This window comes from Terasakiella sp. SH-1 (genome assembly GCF_004564135.1).
Classification (GTDB): Bacteria; Pseudomonadota; Alphaproteobacteria; order Rhodospirillales; family Terasakiellaceae; genus Terasakiella.
Window position 1 is genome coordinate 2,260,352 of sequence record NZ_CP038255.1, and the last position, 18,611, is coordinate 2,278,962.

General features: G+C 48.7%; 20 protein-coding genes. 7 read left to right on the plus strand and 13 right to left on the minus strand.

Annotation, left to right across the window (positions count from 1 at the left end; genetic code table 11):
* Positions 1-41 precede the first annotated feature (41 nt).
* Together E4K71_RS10395 and E4K71_RS10400 are read right to left on the minus strand one after the other, a co-directional pair.
* Positions 42-2,231 carry an NADP-dependent isocitrate dehydrogenase gene (locus E4K71_RS10395; RefSeq protein WP_135079290.1) on the minus strand — a complete coding sequence of 730 codons (2,190 nt, stop codon included), beginning with the start codon at positions 2,229-2,231 and terminating at the stop codon, positions 42-44.
* A 537-nt stretch (positions 2,232-2,768) separates the two neighbouring features.
* Positions 2,769-3,098, minus strand: a complete 330-nt coding sequence (locus E4K71_RS10400) for a multidrug efflux SMR transporter (protein WP_135079292.1) — start codon at positions 3,096-3,098, stop codon at positions 2,769-2,771.
* A gap of 195 nt (positions 3,099-3,293) precedes the next feature.
* On the opposite strand from E4K71_RS10400, the gene rpmB reads away from it, so the two are divergent.
* Complete coding sequence (gene rpmB, locus E4K71_RS10405; RefSeq protein WP_135079294.1) at positions 3,294-3,587, plus strand: 50S ribosomal protein L28; 294 nt, start codon at positions 3,294-3,296, stop codon at positions 3,585-3,587.
* Positions 3,588-3,670: 83 nt separating this feature from the next.
* Here the strand turns inward: rpmB and E4K71_RS10410 are convergent, their stop codons facing one another.
* The 6 genes from E4K71_RS10410 to E4K71_RS10435 form a co-directional block, all read right to left on the minus strand.
* On the minus strand, positions 3,671-3,985 hold the full coding sequence (locus tag E4K71_RS10410; protein ID WP_135079296.1) for a hypothetical protein: 315 nt from the start codon (positions 3,983-3,985) through the stop codon (positions 3,671-3,673).
* An 89-nt stretch (positions 3,986-4,074) separates the two neighbouring features.
* Positions 4,075-4,956, minus strand: a complete 882-nt coding sequence (locus E4K71_RS10415) for an esterase-like activity of phytase family protein (RefSeq protein ID WP_135079298.1) — start codon at positions 4,954-4,956, stop codon at positions 4,075-4,077.
* Positions 4,957-6,807, minus strand: coding sequence for a cobaltochelatase subunit CobT (locus E4K71_RS10420; protein ID WP_135079300.1), 1,851 nt, complete (start codon positions 6,805-6,807; stop codon positions 4,957-4,959). It abuts the gene before it with no gap.
* A gap of 2 nt (positions 6,808-6,809) precedes the next feature.
* Positions 6,810-7,808, minus strand: a complete 999-nt coding sequence (cobS, locus tag E4K71_RS10425) for a cobaltochelatase subunit CobS (protein WP_135079302.1) — start codon at positions 7,806-7,808, stop codon at positions 6,810-6,812.
* A gap of 13 nt (positions 7,809-7,821) precedes the next feature.
* Positions 7,822-8,412, minus strand: coding sequence for a DnaJ domain-containing protein (locus tag E4K71_RS10430; RefSeq protein ID WP_240796791.1), 591 nt, complete (start codon positions 8,410-8,412; stop codon positions 7,822-7,824).
* Positions 8,413-8,559: 147 nt separating this feature from the next.
* The gene (locus E4K71_RS10435; RefSeq protein WP_135079304.1) at positions 8,560-8,934 is read right to left on the minus strand and encodes a helix-turn-helix transcriptional regulator; all 375 of its coding nucleotides are present in this window, start codon (positions 8,932-8,934) and stop codon (positions 8,560-8,562) included.
* 206 nt (positions 8,935-9,140) lie between these two features.
* On the opposite strand from E4K71_RS10435, the gene E4K71_RS10440 reads away from it, so the two are divergent.
* Positions 9,141-9,422 carry a BolA family protein gene (locus tag E4K71_RS10440; protein ID WP_167730449.1) on the plus strand — a complete coding sequence of 94 codons (282 nt, stop codon included), beginning with the start codon at positions 9,141-9,143 and terminating at the stop codon, positions 9,420-9,422.
* Between the two features lie 217 nt (positions 9,423-9,639).
* Positions 9,640-9,960: a ribbon-helix-helix domain-containing protein gene (locus E4K71_RS10445; RefSeq protein ID WP_135079307.1), complete on the plus strand. Its 321-nt coding sequence runs from the start codon at positions 9,640-9,642 to the stop codon at positions 9,958-9,960.
* 100 nt (positions 9,961-10,060) lie between these two features.
* On the opposite strand, the gene E4K71_RS10450 is transcribed toward E4K71_RS10445, so the two are convergent.
* From E4K71_RS10450 to E4K71_RS10470, 5 genes are all read right to left on the minus strand, one after another.
* Positions 10,061-10,618, minus strand: coding sequence for a DUF2889 domain-containing protein (locus E4K71_RS10450; RefSeq protein ID WP_135079309.1), 558 nt, complete (start codon positions 10,616-10,618; stop codon positions 10,061-10,063).
* A gap of 85 nt (positions 10,619-10,703) precedes the next feature.
* Entirely contained in the window at positions 10,704-11,159 is a 456-nt protein-coding gene (locus E4K71_RS10455) for a CBS domain-containing protein (protein WP_135079311.1), read from the minus strand.
* A gap of 85 nt (positions 11,160-11,244) precedes the next feature.
* Entirely contained in the window at positions 11,245-12,507 is a 1,263-nt protein-coding gene (locus E4K71_RS10460; RefSeq protein WP_135079313.1) for an HlyC/CorC family transporter, read from the minus strand.
* 93 nt (positions 12,508-12,600) lie between these two features.
* Positions 12,601-13,731: a 3-dehydroquinate synthase gene (aroB, locus tag E4K71_RS10465; protein ID WP_135079315.1), complete on the minus strand. Its 1,131-nt coding sequence runs from the start codon at positions 13,729-13,731 to the stop codon at positions 12,601-12,603.
* Positions 13,721-14,281, minus strand: coding sequence for a shikimate kinase (locus E4K71_RS10470; protein ID WP_240796792.1), 561 nt, complete (start codon positions 14,279-14,281; stop codon positions 13,721-13,723). The genes aroB and E4K71_RS10470 overlap by 11 nt, the downstream gene beginning before the upstream one ends.
* A gap of 173 nt (positions 14,282-14,454) precedes the next feature.
* Between E4K71_RS10470 and E4K71_RS18250 the strand changes: the two genes are divergently transcribed.
* The 4 genes from E4K71_RS18250 (at position 14,455) to E4K71_RS10485 (ending at position 18,497) form a co-directional block, all read left to right on the plus strand.
* Complete coding sequence (locus E4K71_RS18250) at positions 14,455-14,595, plus strand: hypothetical protein (RefSeq protein ID WP_167730451.1); 141 nt, start codon at positions 14,455-14,457, stop codon at positions 14,593-14,595.
* Positions 14,596-14,599: 4 nt separating this feature from the next.
* Positions 14,600-16,345 (plus strand): hypothetical protein, encoded by a 1,746-nt coding sequence (locus E4K71_RS10475; RefSeq protein WP_135079319.1) that lies wholly within the window; start codon positions 14,600-14,602, stop codon positions 16,343-16,345.
* 3 nt (positions 16,346-16,348) lie between these two features.
* Entirely contained in the window at positions 16,349-17,278 is a 930-nt protein-coding gene (locus tag E4K71_RS10480) for a site-specific tyrosine recombinase XerD (RefSeq protein ID WP_135079321.1), read from the plus strand.
* A 172-nt stretch (positions 17,279-17,450) separates the two neighbouring features.
* On the plus strand, positions 17,451-18,497 hold the full coding sequence (locus tag E4K71_RS10485) for a CoA ester lyase (protein ID WP_135079323.1): 1,047 nt from the start codon (positions 17,451-17,453) through the stop codon (positions 18,495-18,497).
* Positions 18,498-18,611: the final 114 nt, after the last annotated feature.

Genomic DNA, 18,611 nt, shown 5'->3' on the forward strand with positions numbered 1-18,611 from the left:
TCCTCATTTCTTCAAAAGAAGAAAAAATGAACAATCAGCACTTAGCCAATGATTGCATTCAATGTCGCAGATGGGCGCATCGCAGCGATACGCTTGTCTTGATCCTGATGGTAGTAACCACCCAGATCAACAGCATTGCCTTGGCAATCAATCAGTTCAGCACGGATTTTGTCTTCGTTAGCCGCCAGCTCTTCAGCGATCGGTGCGAAGAAGGCTTTCAGGTCCGCATCATCGTCTTGCGCTGCCAGTGCTTGTGCCCAGTACAGTGCGATACAGAAGTGAGAACCACGGTTGTCGTGTTCGTTCACTTTACGAGACGGTGATTCGTTTTTGTCCAAAAGCTTCGCTGTTGCTTCATCCAGTGTTTTACCCAGGATAGAGGCTTTTGCATTGCCTTTAACGTTTGCCAGATGTTCGAAAGACGCACCCAATGCACAGAACTCACCAAGGGAGTCCCAACGCAAGTGACCTTCTTCAACCATTTGCTGAACGTGTTTCGGCGCAGAACCACCCGCACCTGTTTCAAACAAGCCGCCACCGTTCATCAACGGAACGATAGACAACATCTTCGCAGATGTACCAACTTCCAAAATCGGGAACAGGTCAGTGTTATAGTCACGCAGGACGTTACCTGTTACAGAAATCGCATCTTCGCCTTTAGCAATCATTTCACAAGACAGCTTACATGCATCAGCCGGTGCCATGATCTTGATGTCCAGACCAGATGTGTCGTGGTTCGGCAGGTAAGCGTTTACTTTCTTGATCAGCTCTGCATCGTGTGCACGGTTTTCGTTCAGCCAGAAGATCGCTGTAGAACCAGTTGCACGGGCGCGAGAAACAGCCAGTTTCACCCAGTCTTGGATCGGGGCATCTTTGGCCATACAGGCACGCCAGATGTCGCCTGCTTCAACGTCGTGTGACAGCAGCACGTTACCGTCCGCATCAACGATACGGATTGTACCGTCAGCCGGTGCAGTGAATGTTTGCGGGTGAGAACCGTATTCTTCCGCTTTTTGCGCCATCAGGCCAACGTTTGGCACAGAACCCATTGTTGCCGGGTTGAATTCACCGTTTTCTTTACAGAATTCGATAACCGCATCGTAAACGCCAGCATAAGAGCTATCCGGGATCACACATTTTGTGTCGCCTTCGTTGCCGTCTGGGCCCCAACCGATACCACCAGCTTTAATAACAGCCGGCATAGACGCATCAATGATCACGTCAGAAGGGACGTGCAGGTTTGTGATGCCTTTATCAGAGTTCACCATGTACATGTCAGGCTGTGCTTCGTAAACCGCTTTGATGTCAGCTTCGATCTCAGCTTTCTTATCAGCAGGCAGAGAGGCGATTTTAGCTTCGACATCGCCAAAGCCGTTGCTTACGTCAACACCCAGCTCTTTAAATGTGTCGCCGTGCTTTTCGAACAGGTCTTTGTAGAAAACTTCAACACAGTGACCGAAGATCACCGGGTCAGAAACTTTCATCATTGTCGCTTTCATGTGCAAAGAGAACAGGATGCCTTGTTCTTTTGTTTCAGCGATTTGTTCTGCCAGGAATGTGCGTAGTGCTTTAACGGACATGAATGTCGCGTCCAGAACTTCGCCTTCTTGCAGCGGCAGGCTTTCTTTCAATGTAGATGCAGCGCCGTCTTTACCAACGAATTCGATTTTCGCCGTTGTTGCAGCAGACAATGTTGTGGACTTCTCATTAGAGAAGAAGTCGTCTTTGCCCATTGTGGCAACGTGTGTCTTGCTGTCTTTTGTCCATTTACCCATACGGTGCGGGTTATTTTTGGCAAATTCTTTAACCGCAAACGGTGCGCGACGATCAGAGTTACCTTCACGCAGAACCGGGTTTACCGCAGAACCTTTAACCGTGTCGTATTTCGCACGTGCTTCTTTTTCAGCGTCTGTTTGCGGGTTTTCCGGGTAATCCGGGATGTCAAAACCGTGCTCTTGCAATTCAGCGATCGCCGCTTTCAACTGAGGAACGGAAGCAGAAACGTTCGGCAGCTTGATGACGTTAGCTTCCGGTGTTTTCACCAGATCGCCAAGTTCAGCTAAATCGTCAGAATGCAGATCGAAGAGTGCGAGGATACGTGCAGCAACAGAGATGTCCTTTGTCCCCACTTCGATGCCAGCTGCGCCTGCGAACTTCTGGATGATCGGCAGGAAAGAACCGCTAGCCAGTTCCGGCGCTTCGTCGACGATTGTATAGATAATGTCAGTCATTTTGTTTCAAAACTCCCAAATGGCGACTATTTAAATTTCTGGGCGTAATTTGTAGTCATTGCCCGTGGTCCCTGCAACTAATTTGCGTTTTTTTTCGGTATTACCAAAGGGATAGCAGGATTTCACCCTTGAAAAACAGCATCATAGGAAGAATGATGGCACAAAAAAAATCGCCCCATTTTTCAACAAAGGAAGCGATTTTTAAAATTCAGCTCAAAACAGCCTGCCGATTCTCTTAAAATGTCGTGATTTGTAATACCAATTACAGCCCAACCCATTGGAAAAACAGCAAAAAAATCACATTCTGGTCATACCAACAGAACTTATTTTTCCTGCAGGTATTTTGCCCCGCTCGGGTTCAAGAAAGAGAGAAGAGAATTCATTAGACGATTAAAGGCTGTTTGTTTTGTTGCTGCATGTTTCTTTGTCATTGTCTTAACTACCTTAACTTGATCAATGTGTTTAACTGCACAAGACCATACAACCGTATGAAGGGTGCGACATTGACAATTCGCATTTATCAAAAAGTTTCAAAAATCAATGCACATTCATTTTTGAAAAGACATTCAACACAACGACACCAGCCACAATCAAGCCGATTCCAATCATCGCCCCCAGGTCAGGGATTTGTTTATAGAGAAAGCCACCAGCCACCGTGACCAGAACAATCCCCACACCAGACCAGATGGCATAAGTAATGCCAATAGGAATCGTGCGCAGGGCCAAGGTCATAAAGTAAAAGGCCGCGCCATAGCCGATAACCACAATAAGACTCGGCCACAGACGGGTGAATTCTTCGGATGCTTTAAGGGCACTTGTGCCAATGACTTCTGCTAAAATAGCAATGGCAAGATAGATGTAGCTCATCTCTTCTTTCCTGTTGTTTTCTGCCGATTTGCATAGAGAAGTCGGCCTTTTTGAAAAGAATGTCAATTTTCTTTATGAATAGAGTCAGATTCACCTTGACGAATTTGGAACATTTGCGTAAAAGGCGGGTCTCTCATGAGGGCGGGACTATGTCTGGCCCCACCTTCAATGTTTTTGAGATTAAGGATTTATATTATGGCACGTCGCTGCTCACTTACTGGTAAAGGCGTTCAAACTGGCAACAACGTAAGCCACGCTAAAAACCGCACTCGTCGTCGTTTCTTGCCGAACCTGCAAGACGTAACTCTCGTTAGCGACGCACTTGGCGTTTCTGTTGGCCTGCGTGTTAGCGCTGCTGCACTGCGCACCATCGAACACAAAGGTGGTCTGGATGCGTATCTGCTTGATACAGCTGCTGACAAGCTTCCGCGTGAAGCTCGCCGTCTGAAAAGCCGCGTTAAAAAAGCTCAAGCCAAGAAAGCTGCTTAATTCAGCACTTAGCTTTAGTTAAAGAATAACCCGCCCTTCTTTCTTGAAGCGGCGGGTTTTCTTTTGTCTCTCTTTTAAAACGATCACGGGATCGGCGCACCAAAGGCTCTAAGCCCCTTAATCGCCGTATCAGGGTTATCTGAAATAATATCAGCTGCCCCTTTAATGGTTGCTACGGTTACATCAGCCCCTGCCTCAATCACTGTTGTTGTTACAGGAACCAAGACATCACCGATTGCAAATGCAGCAACATCATAAGTTGCCCCGCCAACGGCAGAAACAGCCGAACAAGCCGAAAGGGACATCAGCCCAACAGCAAGAACACCTGCCTGCATCAGTTTCCTGATCGTAAAAGACATTTTAAATTGAGCGGACTTCTGCCCTAAATCAGCACGCATCAAGATTCTCCTTTTGCTCATTTCTGCTGTTTTCATCATTTACAGAAGAAGAATACTTACCCATTCCTTAACAAAGGCTTAGCAAAAGGTTAACGCAATAAAATTTTCATGACCAAGGTCCGTTGCAGCACGCTGAAATTATCATCTGCCACCAACGTTATAACCCCATTCGCCCCCACTGAAAGACCTTCAAAATTATCAATGGGCAATGGTTTATCCAATCTTGCCAAAACAGCCCCCCGTTCCCCTGCATGGATATCCAGCTCAGATAAACGGATACGTGTGCCGATTAAGGGGGAATAGAATCGCTCCAGCAAGATCAGACGATCTGTTTTAGGGATACGCGCCAGGCCCGTTGGACGGAAACGGCCCTTATTTTCAATTTCAAAATAGGTCCAGCGGCGATCTTCTCCTTGAACCCAAACAGGAAAGCTTGAAAAATCGGCTTTTCCTTCACCGATCAGAACCAGACGACCATCTTGCAGGCTTTCAATCGCCTCTAACCCGCCATTTTTCGGCAAACCAGTAATGGCCTGTGGCAGTTTGGCTTCTTCCAGCACCCTGCCCTTCAGGTCATATCTCACCACACGGTGCTTGCGTTCAAAAGATACCCAGAAGGACCCGTCAGACGCCACGGCCAGACTTTCGGCATCTCGATATTTTTTCTTTTCAAAAGCTTGCCCGTCACGGTCTAAAAGGGCAGTTACCTCTGCTTTGGAAAAATCACCTTGAGAAAAAACAAACAATTGCCCCCGATCACTCACCGCAATCATATCTTCGCCAAGAGATAACAGGCCCGATAAGCCCCCCAAACGCGCATCAGCTGAGGTAAGCTGCGTGACTGATAAGAGCTTGAGCTGATCATTTTCAAAGGAAGAAAAAGCAAGTTCCTCTTGCCCCACGCTAATAGGATCAGCCCATGCCGTGTTTGCGACCAGACATAAGGGAAGGAGCCATTTTTTCAATGCCACCTAGCCTCTCATATGCATATGATCGAGCTTGGCATCAAACAGGTCTGCCAAATTTTGCAAGATGGTGCCCCCCAAATCTTCCGGGTTACTCAATGTCACGGCATTTCGGTAATAACGCGTGACATCATGACCGATTCCAATTGCGGTTAACTGCACAGGGGTCTTGGTTTCCATCCATTCAATCACTTCACGCAAATGCGCTTCTAGATAACTGCCCGGATTTGAGGAAAGAGTCGAATCGTCCACAGGTGCCCCATCGGAAATCACCATCAAGATTTTACGATCTTCCGGGCGTCCCATCAGACGCTTATAGGCCCAAAGCAACGATTCCCCATCAATATTTTCCTTGAGCAAACCTTCTTTCAACATCAGGCCCATATTATTTTTGGCCCGACGCCACGGTACATCGGCGGGTTTATACACCACATGGCGAAGATCATTCAGGCGACCGGGATTGGGCTGCTTTCCTTCTTCCATCCATTTATCACGCGATTTGCCCCCTTTCCACGCCCGCGTGGTAAAGCCAAGCACTTCAACCTTTACCCCACAGCGTTCCAGGGTGCGCGCCAAAATATCCGCACTGATCGCCGCCACTGTAATGGGGCGTCCCCGCATGGAACCGGAATTATCAATGAGCAAAGACACCACCGTATCTCTAAATTCCGTTTCCTTTTCCCATTTATACGAAAGAGAATGGGTCGGGTTGGCAACGATCCGGGCCAGACGGGCACAATCCAGCAAGCCTTCTTCCAGGTCAAAATCCCAGGAACGTTGCTGCTGCGCCATAAGGCGGCGCTGTAAACGGTTGGCAATACGTGCGACCACGCCTTGAAGATTGGCAAGTTGCAAATCAAGCTGACGACGTAAACGCTCCAGCTCTTCTTCATCAGCAAGATCAAGGGCCTCGACCTCTTCATCAAACTCGGTCGTATAGGCTGTATAATCAATCTGAATCGCCTGTTCCGGGTCCCACCAGTTTTGGCGACTGGTTGGCCCTGCCGGGGCTTCTTCGCCTTGACCGGGGCTTAAGTCTTCTTCCTCGCCTTCTTCCGGCTCCCCTTCCATGGTGCCCATTTCATCACTTGGCGCAGATGGCATTTCCATGTCATCAGCCACCTCACCACCGGAACCAACACTTTCGATTTCCTGCTCAGACGGGCTGTCTTCGCCTTCCGTTTCCTCAGATTGTGAGTTTTCTTCTTCTTCCTCACGCTCGCCACTGGGGGGCTCTAATAATTCCAGCTCTTCCAGAAAACGGTAAACCGCTTCACCATAGGCACGTTGATCATCGGCATTGGCAACCAGCCCATCCAGCACTTCTGCGCCATGTTCTTCTAAAAACGGGCGCCATAAATCTGCTGCCTTTTTCGCTACAACAGGCAATTCCCGCCCCGTCAAACGTTCACGCACCAGTAAGGCCAGCCCGTGAGCCATGGGCACTTCATCACGATTTAATGCCTTGTTCCAGCCATTTTCCTGACAGCGGATATTCAAAAGAGAACGCAGGTTCTCAGCAACCCCTTTCATACGGCGCGACCCGAGTGCCTCCACCCGAACCTGTTCCACCAGCTCAAACACCTCGCGGGCATTTTGATCAGACGGCATCTTTTCACGGTGCAACGCCGCATCATGAAAACGCAGACGCAACGATGCGGCATCGGCTGTGCCACGTAAACGCTTAAGGTCGTCTTTTGAAATCCCACCACGCGATGGCAGGGGCAAGCGTACCGAACTTGGCGACACACTGGCGGCCCCTGGGGAATAATTGACCATCAGCTCGGCTTCACCAGACAAAGAGCGCACCGTCGCTGTCGTCACCCGTTTTAAAAGATCGCGTCCTTCTTCCTGCATGATCAGCTCAACGCCACGCGGGCAACACTTAAAGGCAGCTCTTCATTAAAACAACGCTGATAGAATTCAGCCACAACTGGGCGTTCCATCTCGTCACATTTATTTAAGAAGGTCACACGGAAGGAATAAGCCAAATCTCCACCAAAGATTTTTGCATTTTCCGCCCATGTAATCACAGTACGCGGAGACATCACCGTTGAAATATCCCCATTGATAAAGCTTTGGCGCGTCTCATCAGCCAATTCAACCATGGCACTGACATTCTTGCGCCCCTCTTCGGTATTCATCTCCGGCAATTTGGCCAGAATGATCTCACATTCTTCATCATGGGGAAGATAATTCAGCGTCTGTACAATCGACCAACGGTCCATCTGGCCCTGGTTGATTTGCTGTGTACCATGATACAAGCCTGTTGTATCACCCAAACCAATGGTGTTGGCTGTGGCAAACATGCGAAAATGGTCATGGGGGCGGATCACCCGGTTTTGATCCAGCAAGGTCAGCTTGCCTTCTACTTCCAAAATACGCTGAATAACAAACATCACATCCGGGCGACCGGCATCATATTCATCAAAGACCAGCGCACAAGGATGCTGCAACGCCCAAGGCAGAATCCCTTCACGAAATTCAGTCACCTGCTTGCCTTCTTTCACCACAATGGCATCCTTGCCGATCAGGTCAATCCGGCTGATATGGCTATCCAGATTGATGCGTACACAAGGCCAGTTTAAACGGGCAGCCACCTGTTCGATATGAGACGATTTCCCGGTACCGTGATAACCCTGCACCATCACGCGGCGGTTATGGGCAAACCCGGCCAAAATCGCCAATGTGGTTTCCCGGTCAAAACGGTAACTTTCATCCTGATCGGGCACATATTCATTTTTCTGGGAAAAGGCGGGAACCTCCATATCCACATCAATGCCAAAGGTGGAGCGCACATCCACAGTCGTATCCGGGGCATTTAAAGGAAAAGCTTGTGTGCCTGCAATGTCAGTCATATTTTTTGTCTTTCTAATCGAGAATTACATTTTTAAGCAATGTATAGGCTTGGCTGATAATTTTGAAGCGTTCTTCTGCATCTTTATCGCCATTATTGGCATCCGGATGATATTTTTTGACAAGCGTCTTATAGCGGGTCTTGAGTTCATCCTGTGTAACGCCGGGTTTTAAGTCCAAAACGGCAAAGGCTTGGCGTTCTTCATGGTCAAACTGGCTGTAATCATCTTCCGGTTCGTTCTTGAAACTGCCGTCTTCGTTGAAAAAGCCGAAATCATCCTTGAAGCCACCGCCCCCAGCACCCGGTGCCTTTTTGAACGTGCCAAAATTCCAGCTTGGGCGGTCCCATGTGTAATCTTTACGCATGTCACGTTCGATATCAGCCGTGGACATGCCCTCATAATAATTCCAGCGTTTATTATATTCACGCACATGGTCCAAGCAAAAAAAGTGATACGAACGTAAGGTATCACGGGATTTTGGAGCTTTGAATTCGCCAATATCTTCGCAGTCCGGCCATGCGCATCTGGGCGCATCCGGGTCAATCTCGCTTTCTGGCTCTTCCCAGAAACGACTATTGAAACGAAGATCACTTTTAAAGCTCACGTCTTCAAATCCACCAAGTTATAAAATCCCATGGCTGATATGGGACAGACCCTTGCTTATAGCAAGCCAGCGACATTTGAAAAAGCCACAAAAAATCCGGTGAAAATAAAATTCACCGGATTAATCAAACAAAGGTGCGTTCAGGAATTATTTTTCATCCGCCAGCGCACGCGCCAGACTGGAAATAGCTTCCTGATGTTTTTCATTGCGAATCATGGAGAAATGACGCGACAATTCCAGCCCCATACGTTCACGCGGGTTGCTTTCTCGCGGGGCTTCCCCACCGACACCTTCAAAAAAGAATTCAACAGGTGTGTTCAACATACGGGCAATTTCAAACAAACGGCCCGCAGACACACGGTTTACACCTTGCTCATACTTATGAGCTTGCTGGTAAGTTACACCAATACCTTTGGCCAGCTCTTGCTGGGTAAGGCCCAACATAATACGACGCTCACGGATTTTTTCACCGACAAAACGGTCAACATCATCTGCGCGTTTTTTGTTTACTATATCCGACATCGGCTTATAGCTCCCATTATCATAGTTAGCGACTCAGCATCTCTAAAGAGTCAAAATTGCCCTCAGAATTATCTTTTAGTTATACTTCCTTAGTATAGTATTGCAAAAAAGTTATCAAGCTTTACATTTCATAATCTTTTGGTTGAAACGATCAATCAACCCTAAGTCATTATAATTTAACAATTTATTGGCGTGAGGACAATAGTATGTCAATTGCAAAAGTCATGGAAGAAAAACTCCAAAAGGCCCTAAACCCCAAGATTATAAAACTGGAAGACGAATCTTTTCGCCATGCCGGCCATGCAGGAGCCAACCCCGAAGGCGAAAGTCACTTCCAACTTCTGATCGTTTCTGCTGCATTTGAAGGGGTTTCACGGGTTCAACGACAACGTATGGTCTATGACATTCTCGCCGAAGAAATGAAAGGCCGTGTCCATGCCCTGGGGCTCAAAACCTTGAGCATCACAGAATATGAGAAAAGTGAATAATATCGTATGCAATCAGGGATTTATTTTAATTATATGGTATGCAAGCTAATTGACATAAATCAACTTTCACCCTAAAGTAGGCCCAAAGCATCCGTTTGCGAGATCAATAGGGGTATTGAGAGGTTGGATGCGCTGTCTACCGACTGTCTGCTAGATAGATAGATAGATAGATAGATAGATAGATAGATAGATAGATAGATAGAGACTGGGGTAGTGAATGACTTTATCTTTGGTAAGTCGTAACGTTGTCATTGCGGGGCAGCGTACCAGCTTCCGTTTGGAACCGGAAATGTGGTCAGCACTTGATCATATTTGCGAAGAAGAACATACGGACGTACATACGCTATGCACATGGATCAGCGATTATAAGCCACGTTCCAATCGCACCTCTGCGATTCGCGCATTTATCGTGGCCTACCTGCGTGCGCAGCTCAATGGTAAAGGAAAATCCGAACATGGCCCGGATTGCCCGTGCCATACTGAAGATATGAGTGAAGGACTGTGCAGTATTCTCACCGAAGACTGCCAGACACACTAAACACATCTTGTCATCCCCAGCTTGACTGGGGATCCAGAATTATATGATATCAAAACATACTGGATTCTCAGTCAAGCTGAGGATGACGTTTTGTGCTGCCTTACTCACCACCGACATAATATTCCGGCCAGCGTTCCTTAACCAGCTCCCCGGAACTGTCCATCGCATGGCACCCATCAATCAGAGATGGCTTATCACGTTCTTCTTCCGGCAGATTTTCCCTTCTGCGTTTTAAGGCCGGATAGAGCGTTTGATAAGTCGCTGTGGCAATCGGGGCCAGCATTTCCACCAAATGGGTACAGCCTTTTACACCACCCAGTTTTTCACGGACACGACGGTTCCAGCCCGGACCAATTTGCATCCCACTCAGTACATCAAAGGCAGGGGTGATATTGCCACACATATTAAACGGGCTGTCATCAATCGCAACGGCAACCTCACGCACCGTCATGGTTTCATCCACTGTTAAGCGAATGCGCATATTGTGAATCGGCTCACCCGCCTTAATTTCTGTGCGGTCTTTATTGGGAAAGGAATAGGTCTTGGTATCCACCAAATGACCTTCTACATCAAAAAGACCGTCGTCACGTTCATATCCGGTAAAGGCAACCTTGCGCGTATGCAGGTGTTTGCGTTGTGCAGGCGTTGGTAAGGGCATCAGACCACCTATACTCAAAAATCATACAAAACAGCCAAGCGACTGAATTTACGGACATAAGAGGTAGGCGGTTATCTTCAAGGCGTCAAGCCCCGATCCCGTATCCATCTTCCCCATGAACATAGGCTTCACAGGCATGAAGGTCTTCTGCCAAACCAGCCTGTACAGCCTGATACAAATCACGCACGGAAACCATGCCAATCGGCTTTTGATCCTCATCTACAATCGGAAGATGGCGATAGCCTTTTTCCACCATCATATCCAATGCCTGACCTGATAACATATCCCCGGTCACAGTATCCGGGTTCGGCGTCATCACATCCTTGACAAGGGTTGCGTCTGGCTCAAGACCGACGGCCACCACTTTACGCATTAAATCACGTTCGGTAATAATCCCGACAATCCTGGTCCCTTTGACCACGACCAAAGCCCCGATATTTTCATTTGTCATCAAGGCCGCAGCCTGATGGACTGTTTTGTCCGGTAAAATCGTCAGACACCGACATTCCTTAATAACATCTGGTACTAGTTTTTTCTGCATTTCCTTCCTCCCAAAAACTCTAAAGGTTGAGTCATAGATAGGAAGCTAAAAAAACAGTTTCAAATGCAATTTTATAAATCGCCGTCTATTCGTCCAGATGGGGTGAAAACACCCGAATGGACGTAATTTGATTTCTTTTGCGTTCCAGCACCTCAAAACGGAAATCAAAGAAATGGAAAATCTGCCCAACTTCGGGAATACGGCGCGCTTCGTGTAGTAATAACCCCGCAATTGTCGCCGCTTCCTCATCAGGCAGGCGCCATTCAAACTCACGGTTTAAGTCACGAATGGTCACAATCCCGTCTACGATATAAGAGCCATCGGCCTGGGCCTGTACCCCTTCAACCTGATCATCATGTTCGTCTTCAATTTCCCCGACAATCTCTTCAAGGATGTCTTCCAGCGTGACAATCCCCATGACCGAACCATATTCATCAATCACAATCGCAAAATGTTCACGCCGCGCCCGAAAAGCCTCCAACTGCCCCATCAACGAGGTCGCTTCGGGGATAAACCAGGTTTTACTTGCCAGTTCCTCAATCTTAAGGCCGGATAAATCCCCTTTTTTAGCCCGGATGGCCCGCAACAATGCCTTGGCATGCAAGACACCAACAATATTATCCGGTTCTTCGCGGTAAAGCGGAATTCGGGTAAAGGGGCTATCTAAAACCTGTTCCACAATCTCTTCGGCAGGTAAATCCGCATCAATCATCACCACAGATTTGCGATGGGTCATGATCTCACGCACTTCAACATCTGTCAGATCAAGGATGCTGTGCAACATGGTGCGTTCCTGATTGACAGAATCATCATGATCACTGTCATGCAGGTTAATCGCCCCGCGCAATTCTGCCTCAGACTGACCGCCAGCTTCGGAATTTGTGGCCCCAAACAAACGCAAGGTGCCTGCGACAATAAATTGAATGGTCGCCGTAATCGGGGCCAGAATAAAGACCAGCACCTTCATCACAGGGGCGATACCCAGCGCCATTTTATTGGCATTTTGCAAGGCAAAGGTCTTGGGCATGATCTCTGCAAAGATCAGGACCACAACTGTCATGATCAAGGTTGCCCATACCACACCGGTTTCCCCAAATAACTGGATCATCACACTGGTCGCCAAGGCAGATGCGAGAATATTGACCAAATTGTTTCCAAGCAAAATGGCACCAATCAGGCGTTCCTTGCGATCCAGCAGGCGGTTCACAATCCCTGCGCGTGTGTTATCTTCATCCTGTTCCAGTTGATGCATCAAGGGGCGAGAAGCGGCCGTCAGCGCCGTTTCAGAACCGGAAAAAAAGGCTGAAAATAAAATCAGCAATACAATCGCACAGATAATCAGGGTCATAGACCGATACTCCTAATAGGCGTCATCCCAACTTGATCGGGACTCTCCTGCCCCGTCACAAAGATCCCCGCCTACGCGAGGATGACGCTATTTTTATTTCGAGCGCGAACGCTCAAGCAAGTCATTCAGGTAAGCTTGTAAATCCGCATCTTCCACATCGCGACTGAGATAGGCTTGCCCGATGCCACGCACAAGGACAAAAGTGACTTTACCGTCTTTCACCTTCTTATCCTTCATCATATGCTTCATCAGCAATTCAGCGCTCCAGTCCTGACATGGCAGGCCAGACAGATCAATCGGCATATTCAGGCCCCTCAGGTGTGCTTTCACCCGCTCTGCATCTGCTTGTGGGCAAATCCCTTGGGCTGCACAAAATTCAAACGCCATGACCATACCGATGGACACCGCTTCACCATGCAGCAAGTCGCCGTCATAACCACACTCTTTTTCCAGTGCGTGACCAAAAGTATGGCCCAAGTTCAACAAGGCACGCACCCCGCCTTCTTTTTCATCCTGGGCAACCACATCCGCCTTGGCGGCGCAGCTGCGCAAAATGGCTTGGCGGCGCAAATCCTGATCGCCATTTACAAGAGCGGCCCCGTTTTCTTCCAGCCAGCTGAAAAATTCTTCATCACCCAACAGGCCATATTTCACCACCTCGGCATAACCGGCCAGAAGTTCACGTTTAGGCAGGGTGTTGAGGCTTTCCGTATCAATCAACACAAGGCGTGGCTGGTGAAAAGCCCCGATCAGGTTTTTCCCAGCCTTAGCATTGATACCCGTTTTCCCGCCAACCGAACTATCGACTTGAGACAGCAAAGTGGTTGGCACCTGAATAAAATCAATCCCGCGCAACAAGGCAGAGGCCGCAAAGCCTGTGATATCCCCAATCACCCCACCGCCCAGCGCAACCAAGGTTGTGCCACGTTCAATCCCCATGGCAAGGATATCTTCCAACAGCCCTTCAAATTTGGAAATGCTTTTGGTCGCTTCGCCAGCAGGTAGCGTCACAGCCTCGTGCTTAATCCCTGCTCCACCCAGAACAGAACAGAGCTTATCGAGATAAAGCGGCCCCACATTACTGTCCGTCACAATCACAACCCGTTTGTTTTTTAACAAAGGGGCAAACATCTCGCCTGCCTGAGATAAAACACCAGGGCCAGCCACAATATCATAACTACGTTCGCCAAGGTCTACATGAAGGGTATTTTGATCAGTTGTCATCTTTTACGCTCAATTTCTTCAAAGTTGCCACGACCCGTTTCACCGTGGCATCCAGGGGTTCGTCTTTGGTTTCCACCACAATATCTGCTTCGCCATAAACCGGATAGCGTTCCTGTGCCAATTTGCGCAAAACATTCGCCGGATTCCCCTTATTTAAAAGGGGACGGTGTTTGCGCCCGGAGGTTCGTTTAATCAAAACTTCCACATCGGCTTTTAACCACAGGCTTGTCCCGGTTTGGGAAATCAATTTTCGCGTTTCCCCATTCATAAAAGCCCCGCCTCCTGTTGCCAGAATGCAAGGCTCGCCTTCTAAAATACGTTTAATCACCCGGCGTTCCCCATCACGAAATTCCGCTTCGCCATAGATTTCGAAAATATCGGCAACGCAACAGCCTGCGGCCTCTTCAATCTCGCGATCAGCATCGACAAAGGGGATACCGTAATATTTAGCCAAGTTGCGCCCGATGCAGGATTTTCCAGCCCCCATCAACCCAACAATCACCAACGTATTTCCTTTTGGCAGTTTTAGCTTTTTTTGTTTATTTGGCACGATCTACCATTTTGGATATCTGAATTACTCATAAATTTTGCCCTACTTTAATTAAGAATTTAGATTTTCGGTAGTAGAATTCTTCATAGATTGCGTTGAAACTGTCACAAGAGACGGTTAGACTGCGCACACAACATCTGATTATTGACACAGAAAAGTAGAAATTTTCGACCATGAAGGCTCTTTCGAAGTTCTTGCTGATACTTGTTTTGCTCACCCTTGGCGGTGCTGGTGTATTTTTGGCGACATGGGATATCCCTGCCCCGACAGCCCCGGTCAGCAAAACCATTGCTGACGACCGTTTCCCCCGTTAAGCCCATGCATTCTTTTCTGAAAGCGTCTGCTACTGCCCTTGCTTTGTTAAGCGCAGCTTCTGTTTCTTATGCCCAAGAGGCAGGCCCACGTACCTTGGCACCGCGCACACTCAGCCCTGCGGGAAGCGAAGCCAAAACGGTTCCTGACGTCACACCTGTTGCGGTCAAAACCATATCCGGTGGCATCAATGTGCAATCACTGGATCAGGTCAGTACAGAATCTCTGGGCGTTTTAAGTGGTCGCAAAGCCTTTCCTTCGACCATGTGGTCCGGCACAGACCGTCCCCTTGTTGAGGCGATGCTCCAAAAATTGCCCACGCGCCCCTCTGCGCCTTACCTGCGGATTTTACAGCGCCGCCTGTTGCTCAGTGCCGCCCAGCCCCCCAAAGGCAGAAGTGGGGAAAAATCCCTTTTATCCTTACGCGCTGCCAAACTGGCAGAAATGGGCCAAACACAAGATGTGATTTCCCTGATCAACAGTGCCCCAAAAGATGAACGCAACAACGATCTTGCTATTTTAGAAACCGAAGCCCTGTTGTTAAATAACGAGATTTCCAAGGCTTGTGCCTTGGCAGCTGCAAACTTTGCGGCTTCTCAAGATTCTTTCTGGGTAAAAACCATGGCCTTTTGCCGTATGCTCGCCAAGCAAAAGGATCAGGCCATGCTGTCTCTGTCCCTCTTGCGCGAGAGCGGGGATAGCGATCCGACCTATTACAATCTCATGGATGCGCTGAATAACGGGGAACGAGGCAAAGTCGACCATCTGGCAGACCCAAAAGCCCTGGACCTTGCCCTGATTAATGCTAACAAAGCCGTTCTTTCCAAAGAGGTACGTGCCTCTGACGATCCGATCATGTTGGCCTTTTTGACCAAGGCAGGCGATGTTCAGGCGATTCAAAAGGCGGTTGAGCATAATATTGCCAGCGTGGATTTCTTGCGTGAAACCTTTAAACGGATCCAGTTCAATAAAGAGGAACTGACTGATTCCTTAAGCGCTGCACAAAATTTTGAAGACCCGCTAAAAGCACAAGCCCTGCTTTATCAGGTCAGTGCCAAGCCCAAGCAACTGGATGTGATCCGCACAGAAACCATGTCTTTGGCCTTTGAGCTGGCGAAAACCAATGGCACCTTTTTTAGCATTGCCCGCCTTTATCGCCCCATGATCAAGGACGTGAGACGCAGTATTGACCTTTTGTGGTTTGCGCCCAAAGCCATGCGTGCCTTGCTTGCTGCCGGGGACTGGGAAGCTGCCAAATCCTGGTATCTGATGTTGCGCAATGCCGCCTTTACCGATTCAGAAGCGGCCAAAACATGGACAGCCATTCGCCCGTTGGCCGTCTTTGCAGGCTTTGATGTGGCAACAGAAGCGGTGAACCAGACCCTTTACGGCTGGTGGAAAGCACAACCGGAAAAACCAACCTCCTTTGCCAAGGCCAGTCATATTTTCAGCATTGCCGACGGATTGGGCCTGAATGTAGCCGACCGCCTGTGGCTGGAACTGATGGACGGCCCAACCCTGCCCGCACGCCAGGTGCCCAAGGCCGGTATCTGGGTCAAGATGGATAAAGCAGCCATGGCAGGCCGTGTGGGTGAAACCGTTCTCATGGCCCTTCAGGGGCTTGGTCATCAAAACACCGCCCACATGAACAGCACCTTTATTCGCGACGTCCTTTTTGCCTTACGTTCTGTTGGGCTGGAACGTGATGCCCGTGCCCTCGCCGTTGAAACTGCCCTGCAAGCCGGATTTTAGAAGGTGAAAAAAGCCTCACGCCACATTACATCATTCCTGCAAATGATGTCTGTGGAACGTGGGGCTGCTCCCAATACACTGGAAAACTACCGCCGCGACCTTGAAAAGCTGGAAACCCATTTGCTCAAAAAAAACAAAAGGGTAGAAACGGCAAATACGCATGATTTGCGCAGCTTTATCAAGATGATTCATGACAGTGGCTATGCCCCGCGCACCGCTGCACGCCGTCTATCGGCGATGAAACAATTTTTCAAATTCATGTATGGGGAACGATTGCGCGCAGATGACCCGGCGGCAACTTTGGACAGCCCAAAACTCGGGCGTCCCTTACCCAAATACCTGACAGAAGAAGAAGTCGATCAGCTTTTAAAAGAAGCCCGCACCGATCACAGCCCCAAAGGGTTGCGGCTTTTGGCACAGCTGGAAATTCTCTATGCCTGTGGCCTGCGGGTCTCCGAACTGGTTGGCCTGCCCCTGTCTGCCTTTAGCCGCCAGGATGGCATGCTGATCGTTATGGGCAAAGGCAGTAAGGAACGTATGATCCCCATTACAAGCACCGCCCTTGAAGCTGTTGAAGTATACCGCACCGTACGTCATAAATTTTTACGAGAGGGCCAGGAAAGCCCCTGGCTTTTTCCCTCACGCAGCGCCAAGGAAGGCCATGTCTCACGCATGACCTTTGATAAGGAACTTAAAAACCTGGCGCTTAAGGCCGGAATTACCAAGAAAGTCTCCCCCCATGTCCTACGTCATTCTTTTGCCAGCCACTTGTTGGACCGTGATGTGGATTTGCGGTCTTTGCAGCAAATGCTTGGCCATGCCGATATCTCTACCACCACCATCTATACCCATATGATTGGGGAGCGCGAAAAGCAATTGGTGCTGAACAAACACCCACTGGCCGCCTTGTTTAATCCGGATGAGGATGAATGAGGACCTTTTTAAAAGAGGATAAAGATCCCCGATCAAGCCGGAGATGACGTCCCAAGACTTAACAAGTTGCAAATGCAACTTCATTTCTTGAAAAAATACTTGTGCAGTGCATCGCCGCAATGCACAATCCCTTTCAGATTCCCTTAAATGAAGAAAAATGGAAACGTTTAACATGACCAAACCTGCAAAGAAGTTTTTTGAGCCCCTCGCCATCGGTGCCCCGCAGCCGTACCGCGAAGTCCCGGTGAAACTGGAGCGCATGATCCACTTCTTCCCGCCGCACATGGAAAAAATGCGTGCAAAAGTGCCGGATATGGTCAAGAAAGTTGATGTGATCCTTGGCAACCTAGAAGATGCCATCCCGGCTGATGCCAAAGAAGAAGCCCGCGCCGGCTTTATCGAAGTGGCGAAAAATACGGATTTTGGCAACACATCCCTATGGACACGTGTGAACTGCCTGAACTCTCCTTGGTTCCTTGATGATGTCACAGAAATCGTTGCAGCCGCTGGCGATAAGCTGGACGTTCTCATGCTACCGAAAGTAGAAGGCCCGTGGGATATTCACTACGTAGACCAGCTGCTGGCCCAACTGGAAGCCAAGCACAATGTTCAAAAGCCGATCATGATCCATGCTATTTTGGAAACTGCGCTGGGTGTGGAACAAGTTTCTGAGATTGCTGCTGCGTCCCCGCGTATGCACGGTATGAGCCTCGGCCCAGCAGATTTGGCGGCTTCTCGTGGCATGAAAACAACACGTGTCGGCGGTGGTCATCCGTTCTATGGCGTTTTGGAAGATGCCCGTGAAGAAGGTGCTGCACGTACCCTCTACCAACAAGACCTGTGGCACTTCACTGTGGCAAAGATGGTTGATGCCTGTCAGTCCAACGGCATCAAGGCATTCTACGGCCCGTTCGGTGATTTCTCCGACAATGATGCGTGTGAAGCACAGTTCCGTAATGCCTTCCTCATGGGGTGTGTAGGTGCCTGGTCCCTGCACCCGAAACAAATTGATATCGCCAAGAAAGTCTTTTCCCCGGATATCGAAGAAACGAAATTTGCCATTCGTATCCTTGAAGCCATGCCAGATGGCACAGGTGCTGTCATGATTGATGGTAAAATGCAGGATGACGCAACCTGGAAGCAAGCAAAAGTTATCGTTGACCTTGCGAAACAAGTTGCCGCGAAAGACCCAGAATTGGCAGAAGCATACGGTTTGTAAGCCTTTCTATGCATATCTACTTAAGCAAAGGCCCGGAATTTTCATCCGGGCCTTTTTTATTACTATGAGTTGAACGACACCAAAAAGGCAGATAATACCTTATAGGGACAGGAA

What these genes read in the sequence shown, in the direction of transcription:
- rpmB (WP_135079294.1), top strand. Translation starts at nt 3,294, where the DNA reads ATGGCACGTCGCTGCTCACTTACTGGTAAAGGCGTTCAAACTGGCAAC.
- E4K71_RS10485 (WP_135079323.1), top strand. Translation starts at nt 17,451, where the DNA reads ATGACCAAACCTGCAAAGAAGTTTTTTGAGCCCCTCGCCATCGGTGCC.
- E4K71_RS10410 (WP_135079296.1), bottom strand. Translation starts at nt 3,985, where the DNA reads ATGCGTGCTGATTTAGGGCAGAAGTCCGCTCAATTTAAAATGTCTTTT.
- E4K71_RS10395 (WP_135079290.1), bottom strand. Translation starts at nt 2,231, where the DNA reads ATGACTGACATTATCTATACAATCGTCGACGAAGCGCCGGAACTGGCT.
- E4K71_RS10475 (WP_135079319.1), top strand. Translation starts at nt 14,600, where the DNA reads ATGCATTCTTTTCTGAAAGCGTCTGCTACTGCCCTTGCTTTGTTAAGC.
- E4K71_RS10420 (WP_135079300.1), bottom strand. Translation starts at nt 6,807, where the DNA reads ATGCAGGAAGAAGGACGCGATCTTTTAAAACGGGTGACGACAGCGACG.
- E4K71_RS10460 (WP_135079313.1), bottom strand. Translation starts at nt 12,507, where the DNA reads ATGACCCTGATTATCTGTGCGATTGTATTGCTGATTTTATTTTCAGCC.
- E4K71_RS10450 (WP_135079309.1), bottom strand. Translation starts at nt 10,618, where the DNA reads ATGCCCTTACCAACGCCTGCACAACGCAAACACCTGCATACGCGCAAG.
- E4K71_RS10445 (WP_135079307.1), top strand. Translation starts at nt 9,640, where the DNA reads ATGACTTTATCTTTGGTAAGTCGTAACGTTGTCATTGCGGGGCAGCGT.
- E4K71_RS10440 (WP_167730449.1), top strand. Translation starts at nt 9,141, where the DNA reads ATGTCAATTGCAAAAGTCATGGAAGAAAAACTCCAAAAGGCCCTAAAC.
- E4K71_RS10435 (WP_135079304.1), bottom strand. Translation starts at nt 8,934, where the DNA reads ATGTCGGATATAGTAAACAAAAAACGCGCAGATGATGTTGACCGTTTT.
- E4K71_RS18250 (WP_167730451.1), top strand. Translation starts at nt 14,455, where the DNA reads ATGAAGGCTCTTTCGAAGTTCTTGCTGATACTTGTTTTGCTCACCCTT.
- E4K71_RS10400 (WP_135079292.1), bottom strand. Translation starts at nt 3,098, where the DNA reads ATGAGCTACATCTATCTTGCCATTGCTATTTTAGCAGAAGTCATTGGC.
- E4K71_RS10455 (WP_135079311.1), bottom strand. Translation starts at nt 11,159, where the DNA reads ATGCAGAAAAAACTAGTACCAGATGTTATTAAGGAATGTCGGTGTCTG.
- cobS (WP_135079302.1), bottom strand. Translation starts at nt 7,808, where the DNA reads ATGACTGACATTGCAGGCACACAAGCTTTTCCTTTAAATGCCCCGGAT.
- aroB (WP_135079315.1), bottom strand. Translation starts at nt 13,731, where the DNA reads ATGACAACTGATCAAAATACCCTTCATGTAGACCTTGGCGAACGTAGT.